Source organism: Candidatus Merdisoma sp. JLR.KK006, from assembly GCF_036941035.1.
In the GTDB taxonomy this organism is placed as follows: Bacteria; Bacillota; Clostridia; order Lachnospirales; family Lachnospiraceae; genus Laedolimicola.
This window is the reverse complement of the sequence record NZ_JAYMNS010000065.1, coordinates 1-3,548: the sequence shown is the minus strand read 5'-3', so window position 1 is coordinate 3,548 and position 3,548 is coordinate 1. Positions and strand designations below refer to the sequence as shown.

Sequence of the window (3,548 nt, the reverse complement as noted above, 5' to 3'; positions counted from 1 at the left end):
TATATGATTGAATTTAAGCTTTTGCTTATGCATATAGAGAGAATTATTTTCGCTGTATGTAAACATCAATAATCAAAATATCTTAATTTTTCTATACAAAATTTCGTTACAATGATACGGCTGGCATATTTGCCCTCCACTTTTTAAATAATTGATTAAGGGCAGTTCTTATCCATGTCAAACATCTGCTTTTGAATCTTCTTAAGCGCCCTTTTCTTGATCTGGTTGACCGCCTGCCGGGAACAGGATTCCTTTCTCGCAATCTCCGAAGCGCTATATCCCAGATAGTAAATTAGGGTTATTATCTGGAATTCTCTTGGAGACAGAATCGAAGATATGCCAGAAAACGTCATTTCCGATGGCTGTTCATTTTCTGACGTAAGTCGTGATTCCAAATAATAGTTCTGCTCCTCGCTCAATTGCGAAAGACAAATTTCATTCTTTCTGAAAATATGATCCTTGACTAAATGGTTATACTGGTTTTTTATGCTCACTGAAATGTATTTGACTATTTTCCCTTCATTGGCGGCTTCCAACAAGCCTTTGGGAAAGGACTTTATTAATTCTATAAAGAATAGAACCAAATCACTTTCCGAATCCTCATAGTTTAACTTGCGTGCATATTTCTTTATTAAAGGATGAAATTTTGAAATCAATTCTTCCATTGACATTCTGTTACCGGCTTGGGCATCTGCTATTAACTTTTGCAATATAAATAACCCCCTTATTTTTGATAAGGAGAAATTATTTTTTAAAATGTAAATTCATCGGGATTCAAAAAAGACATATTTTCTGCATGCGAAAAGCTATTCTAGCTTAAAAATGATCGGGATTTATTATTTAAGGTAAGAGATAGGGGAAATCCGGAATAAACATGAAATTTTCCCGAACAAATTTTAATTTTCATCCGTTCAATTGCTTTTTTATCCGGTTTATTATTTTGCAATTTACAAATTATTCCATTTAAAAAGCATGTATTACATAGCTCCACCGTAAAAAAGGCAAAAGAATAGGGCTTCCATTTACTTGTTCTAAAAGTAAACAAAAGCCCTATTCTTTCAAGTCAGACATTTAACTTATTCTTTATCTCCTCAATGTCTTCTTTTATATTGGCAACGATGGAAAGTTTATCGGTCAGACCCCGGATCAGCTCCTGATATTCCCTTTCCCGTTCCTCCTGCCTGGATTCCATTTTTTCATAACGCTTGATTGTATAGATAAACAGCGAGACAAACAGCAGAACCCATATGCCCTGCGACATTGCCGATTCCATCAGCATTGATTCCATTCCGGCACCTCCTTTTTGGGAAATATTTAATTTAAAAGAGATGCCAGGGGCCATTTTGTAAATACCTCTTCGAGATTTTACCGCATTTCCCTTAGCCGCATTTTAAATGGCCCGTCAATTTTAATCATCCATGAGTTCCTGCAAAAATCTCTTTTTGATACTCACGCCCAGTTCCAAGACCATTCCCGGTTCCTTGAGGTAAATATACCGATTAACATAATCAACAGCTTTAATATGCTTCTTGTTCACGATTGTGCTCCTGTTGCATTGTATAAATTGTTTGGAGTCCAGCTCTTCCAAAAAACTTTTGCAGCTTTTATAAGCCACGTTTATCTGTTCTTTCCGGCAGACAATCCTGTTTTTTCTGTTAGCCGTTTCAATATACAAAATATCGCTTTTCAATATGGAATACAAAATTCCATCCCTTCTAAAATATGCGTATTCTTTTTCATAACGTATTACGGGTACTTCCAAAGCTTCTTTTAATACTTTTTTCATGGTGTCTATATCTACCGGTTTTTCCAAATAACTATAACAGTGAAGATGGTTAAAGACAAAAAACTTGGGATCTTCTAACGACGCCAGAATGACTACCGGTACGTACTTATACGATGTTATCTTCCTTATGCGGTCAACGAATTCTATACCGGAAACATCCCCCAGAACGCTTGTGTCCAAAACAATATCAACGATAAACAGTTCGATTCCCTGGGTCATGGCAATTTTATACGCTTCATAGATATTGCCCACGGCATACACCTTTAAGTTTTTAGCAACCCCTGATAAGATTTCAACTATTAGATTCCTGGTAATTTGGTTATCTTCAAGGATCAATACGTTTTTCATATGTAAATCTCTATCCTCCTTCCGATTAATATGGAACCATTTAAGTTTGCATGAACAATTCTTTGGGATTCTGCTAAATATTTCTCTCTCTTCCCTCCCATCCGCATTTTCCCTATACCTATTACATTCGTATAATTGGGAAAATGGTAACATCTGCTTCTATTTATGAAAAATTGGAAATAAATAAGAGAGCATCCTTTGGCATACTCTCTTATTTATACTCTATTATATTCACGTTATAACCGACTGCTATAAAAAAACATAATGCGAAAGGATTGTTGGCAAGGAAAATTTTAATATTATATATAGTATCAAAATGCAGGCAATACTCGCAACAATGGTTCCATGGGCATTCCATCTGTCACCCAGTTTACGAATGATAACCTGTAAAATCAACAGCAGCCATAGTCTAAAAATCCAGAATAACAAAACAATTAATTGCGGTAAGATAGTAAAAATCAAAAAATCCAAATTCCACCTGTATCTCTGTTCAAAGTTGAGCAAATCCGCAAAATATGTTGCCGGAAGAATAAAACAGGATAAGGTATAAATAAGCCTGATCCTTTTCCCTTTTGCGGGATTATTAACAGCTTTTACGGCCCAGGCAAAAAAATAAGAAAGGATCCCATATATCAGAAATTGAGGGCGGTGAATCCGTAATCCAATCGCCCGGGCCTCCCGGCCCAAAGGTATGCAGGCAATATGCATAAATCCTCATGTCTTTCTCTCCAATCCAAAGATATGAAATAAATCAGTACCATGCCAGTATTGTTGGTAAAGAAAACTCCAGTATTTTGTAAAGTATCCATGCACAAGCGACACTAGCGGCAATAGTACCCCAAACCCTCCATTTTTCTCCCATCTTCCGGATAAATACTTGTAAAACTAATATCAGCCATAATCGAGAAACCCAGAATGCCAGCAAAATCAAATCTCGTAAGAACACAAAAAAGAAAGGATGGGATACGTAGTGATATTCTCTTTTTGCGCCTTCTGAAACACAATAATATATAAATGGAAGTATCAGACAGGATAAGACATAAATCCATCTTAACTTTTTCTTTTTCTTAATATCTTTAACCGCACTTATTCCCCAAGCAAAAGGACAAGAAAGTATACCATATATCCCACCTCATATTCTCCATCCCCCCTTATAGCCATCATAGCAAAGAGAATTTTATTTGTAAATGAGCAATCCAACCTCCGGCGTTCTTCACATCGGGAAAACACCGGAGGCATAAAGTTATTTATATTGTTATAATAGCTCTGCCTAGTAGTCCGTATCGGAAATCCTTGTGCATATTTCTGAGGATATTTTTCCGAGAGTGCAGGTCAAAAAACGCAGACGTAGTGGTGCTACGGCGAGGCTTTTTGACCTGTGCTATCGGAGAAATAGACCGGAAATATGCACAAG

At 36.4% G+C, this 3,548-nt stretch carries 3 protein-coding genes; all 3 read right to left on the bottom strand.

What is annotated here, in order from left to right:
* Nucleotides 1-155: 155 nt before the first annotated feature.
* Nucleotides 156-710 carry an RNA polymerase sigma factor gene (locus tag VSQ61_RS22500; RefSeq protein WP_334346553.1) on the bottom strand — a complete coding sequence of 185 codons (555 nt, stop codon included), beginning with the start codon at nucleotides 708-710 and terminating at the stop codon, nucleotides 156-158.
* A gap of 353 nt (nucleotides 711-1,063) precedes the next feature.
* A complete protein-coding gene (locus VSQ61_RS22495) occupies nucleotides 1,064-1,288 on the bottom strand; it encodes a BhlA/UviB family holin-like peptide (protein WP_334346552.1) in 225 nt (74 codons plus the stop codon).
* 120 nt (nucleotides 1,289-1,408) lie between these two features.
* A complete protein-coding gene (locus tag VSQ61_RS22490; RefSeq protein ID WP_334346551.1) occupies nucleotides 1,409-2,134 on the bottom strand; it encodes a LytR/AlgR family response regulator transcription factor in 726 nt (241 codons plus the stop codon).
* Between the last annotated feature and the right edge of the window lie 1,414 nt (nucleotides 2,135-3,548).